Below are 3,851 nucleotides of genomic sequence, written 5' to 3'. Positions count from 1 at the left end.
AGGCCAGCGCCGCCGCGGCGGCCACCACGCCCGCCGCCATCGCCGCGCGCCACGCCGCGGCACGCGGGCTCCTCGAGAAGATGCTCTGCTTCATACGCTCACCAAGGGGCCGGGGTTCTTCAGGTACTGCGTGCGGATCGCGCGTGCCGACCAATAGGCCAGCGCGGCCACCAGCCCGGTGGGGTTGTAGCCGGTGCCCTGCGGAAAAGCCGAGGCGCCCATCACGAACACGTTGTACACGTCCCAGCTCTGCAGGTAGCGGTTCAGCACGCTGGTGCGCGGATCGGCGCCCATCACCGCGCCGCCCACCAGGTGGGTGGTCTGGTACTGGCGCGCATCGAAATGCTGGCCGAACTCGCGGGTCCATACGCTGATCGCCTTGGGCCCCATCGCCTCGGCGATCTTGTGCATCTGCCCGGTGACGTAGCGCGCCATCTTTATGTCGTTGTCCTTCCAGTCGAAGGTCATGCGCAACAGCGGCTGCCCGTAGGAATCGCGGTAGGTCGGGTCGAGATCGAGGAACACGTCGCGATAGGACATGTTCGAGCCGTGCGCGTCCATCGAGATGGTGTGCGCGTAACTCTCCTTGACCGCCTTCTTCCACTGCGAGCCCCAGGCCGGTGTGCCGGGCGGCGTGGCGATCCCGCTGACCGGCTTGACGCCGGCCTGGTTGACCCACATCGGCGAGCCGCCGACGAAACCGAGCGGGCCGTGGTCGAAGTTGTCGGAATTGAAATCGTCGACCGCCACGCCGTTGCCGCCGGCGCCGACGAAGGGATTCGTGTAGGTGTCCTGGTTGAAGAAGGCCTTGATGGTCGACAGGTTCTGGTAGGCGAAATTGCGGCCCACCACGCCCTCGCCCGAGATCGGGTCGTAAGGCTTGCCGATGCCGGACAGCAGCAGCAGGTGCACGTTGTGATACTGGAACGCGGCGACGATCACCAGGTCGGCCGGCTGGAACACCTCGCGGCCGGCCGGATCGACATAGGTCACGCCGGTGGCGCGCTTCCTGGTGTCGTCGAGCTCGACGCGCAGCACGTGGCACTTCGAGCGCAGTTCGAAATGCGGCTCCTGCTTGAGCGCCGGCAGGATGTTCAGGTTCGGCGAGGCCTTCGAGTACATGTAGCAGGCATAGCCGCTGCAATAACCGCAGAAGTTGCACGGCCCCATCTGCACGCCGTAGGGATTCGTGTAGGGTCCCGAAGTATTGGCCGAGGGCAGCCGGTAGGGGTGCAGCCCGAGCGATCTGGACGCGTCGAAGAAACGCTGGGCGGAATAGGTGTTCAGCTGGGCGGCCAGCGGAAAGCCGTCGCTGCGATCGGCCTCGAACACGTTGCCGTCGCCCACCACCTTGCCGTTTACGCGGTAGGCCTGCCCCGAGGTGCCGAACACCTTCTCGGCGAAGTCGAAGTGCGGCTCGAGCTCCTCGTAGCTGACGCCGTAGTCCTGGATCGTCATGCCCTCGGGGATGAACTTCTTGCCGTAGCGCTCCTCGTAGTGGCTACGCAGGCGCAGCTCCTCGGGCATGATGCGGAAATGCACGCCCGACCAGTGCAGGCCCGCGCCGCCCACGCCCTCGCCGGGCAGGAAGGCCGCGAGCTGCCGGTAAGGCAGCGCCGTGTCTCCCGGCGCGTGGCGGATCGACAGGGTGGTCTTCGACAGGTCCAGGAACAGCTTCTTGCGGACGTTGTAGGTCAGCTCGTCGAGCGTGTTCGGATAGGCGCCGTCGGGATAGGTATCGCGGTACTCGCCGCGCTCCAGCGCGACCACCTTGAGGCCGGCCTCGGTCAGTTCCTTGGCGAGGATCGCGCCGGTCCAGCCGAAGCCGACGATCACGGCATCGACATGCGGTTTCTTCTCGGCCATCAGCTGCGCTCCCCGTTGATCGACACCGGCCCGTAGGGATAGGGCTTGCCGTCCTGATTGACGAAATCCATGAAGTCGGCGCGCGCGCCGGGGAAGCCGATCATCTTCCAGGCCGCCATGCCGCGATTGCCGCCGTGCACCGGATCGCAGAAATACCCCTCGCGCGTGTTCTGCAGCAACTGGCCGAAGAACACCTTGGCCGGCACGTCGCCGAGTTCGAGCTTGCCGGCCTCGAGCGCGCCCAGCACGGTATCGCGCGTGGCCGCGTCGAGTTCGGCGAAGGGCTTGCCGTAGGCGGTGCGGCTGTAGCGGTCGACCGCCGCGATGCCGAGCCGGTAGATGTCGCGCGGCACCAGCTTCAGCTGGTAGCCCAGCTCCGGCGCGCCCTGCTGGAACGGCCCCTGCATGTACCAGGTCGCGCCGTGCGCATAGGGCGTCTCCATCTGGCGATCGATGAACTCGGGCGCGCCCGCTTCCAGCGCGCCGGGCCCTTCGGCGTCGGCCGGGATCAGCCGGTCGCAGGCGGCCTGCACGAAGGCCCATTCGGCGGCATCGAAGAAACGCGGCTTGTAGGGGCCGGCATCGGCGCGCGCGCCGGCGGACTGCGCCGGCGCCGAGCCTTCGTGCCTGCCGAGATCGCAGCCGGCCAGCGAGGCGGCCGGCACCAGCGCGATGCTGGTCTGCAGGAAGCGGCGCCGCGAGCCCGGTTTGTCGGGTGGGGTGGTCATGATGGTCCGTTCTGGGTTGGGGCGACGGGTCGGGCGCGTGCCGTTCGGCACGACGTCCTCACCGATCGTCGCGCCCCGCCGCTGCCCGTTATCTTGAAAAATAGGCGATCCAGACAAGACACCTACATTTCGTTTGGCTCGCGCATTATAAATGGAACCGGTTCCATTCGATAGCGCGCACCGACAACGGCTTGTTTCAGATCGGGACATAATCGGCGCGGGCGGCGCCGGATCGCGCACCGCCGCGACGGATCAGCGGGCGTAGAACTCGCTGTCGAGGTGCTGCCAGTCGGCGCAGCCGGCCGGCGCCTGGTCGACCGCCACGCCGGCGTATTGCGGTTTCGGCGAGCTGACGTCGATCGTCAGCGTCACCTGGCGGCCGTCGGCGAAGTCGCGGAACACGCTGGTGTCGACGCTCTCGCCGTTGCGCAGGAAGGTGGAATCGTCGCCGGCCGCGTCGGTCTTCGAGACGCGATGCACCACGCCCGCCAGCGTCGCGTGGCAGGCGCCGTTCGCCACGCGCAGCTCGTAGGCGTAGCGGCGCTTGCCGCCCGGGTCCTGCCCGGCATCGCGCAGCACCAGGGTGGTGGTGGTCGAGGTGCCCTGCGCGCGCAGCGTGAGCGCGCCGGTGCCGGCCGCCGCGTGGGCAGGCTGGCCCGCCAGCATCGCGCCGGCCGCCAGCGCCAGGCCGGCGAGGCGCGCCGCGCTGCCGGCTCGTGCCGATGTCTTCATGCTTGGTCTCCCGAATCCGTCGAAGGCCCTTCGCCAGCGGGCCGATATTCCTCTAACGCCGCCGCGCGCGATTGCGCCGACAGACGAGAGATTCCAGGCGAGAGATTCCGCAATGGAAGGCAGGCCGTTTCGCCGCCGGGATCGACCGAGCCCTGCCGCTCAGGCCTCGCGCCGCGCTGGTTCGATCGTCACCCAGTAGCGCGTGCGATAGACCACGCGCACCGGCAGCGTGGCCGGCAAGGCGGCCAGGATGTTGTCGGTATTGTCGATCTGGAAGGCACCCGTGATGCGCAGCTCGGCGACGGCGGGATCGCAGCGCAGCAGCCCGGGGCGATAGCGCGAGAGTTCGGCCGCGAAGGCGCCGACCCGCATCCGGTCCGCGAACAGCACGCCGCGCGACCAGTCGGCCGCATGCGGATCGGCCGGCCCGCTCGCGCCAATCGCCTCGGCCGAGAAGCACAGCTGCCGGCCCGCGTCGAGCCGGCGCCGCAGCGCGGGCGCGGCGGCCGGCGTGATCTCCACCGC

The 3,851-nt window shown here is 68.6% G+C and carries 3 protein-coding genes and 1 pseudogene; all 4 read right to left on the bottom strand.

What is annotated here, in order from left to right:
- Window positions 1-90: 90 nt before the first annotated feature.
- Window positions 91-1,869 carry a GMC family oxidoreductase gene (locus F3J18_RS35935; RefSeq protein ID WP_205195711.1) on the bottom strand — a complete coding sequence of 593 codons (1,779 nt, stop codon included), beginning with the start codon at window positions 1,867-1,869 and terminating at the stop codon, window positions 91-93.
- Window positions 1,866-2,594, bottom strand: a complete 729-nt coding sequence (locus F3J18_RS35930; RefSeq protein WP_025100931.1) for a gluconate 2-dehydrogenase subunit 3 family protein — start codon at window positions 2,592-2,594, stop codon at window positions 1,866-1,868. Before F3J18_RS35930 ends, F3J18_RS35935 begins: the two co-directional genes overlap by 4 nt.
- A 252-nt stretch (window positions 2,595-2,846) precedes the next feature.
- Window positions 2,847-3,326, bottom strand: a complete 480-nt coding sequence (locus F3J18_RS35925; protein WP_166916874.1) for a hypothetical protein — start codon at window positions 3,324-3,326, stop codon at window positions 2,847-2,849.
- A 159-nt stretch (window positions 3,327-3,485) separates the two neighbouring features.
- Window positions 3,486-3,851, bottom strand: a pseudogene (locus F3J18_RS35920) (Fe2+-dicitrate sensor, membrane component); the annotation flags it as partial.

Source organism: Burkholderia sp. Ax-1720, assembly GCF_011753035.1.
Taxonomy (GTDB): domain Bacteria; phylum Pseudomonadota; class Gammaproteobacteria; order Burkholderiales; family Burkholderiaceae; genus Burkholderia; species Burkholderia gladioli.
The sequence above is the reverse complement of the archived record's forward strand: the minus strand, read 5'-3'. Positions and strand labels throughout refer to the sequence as shown.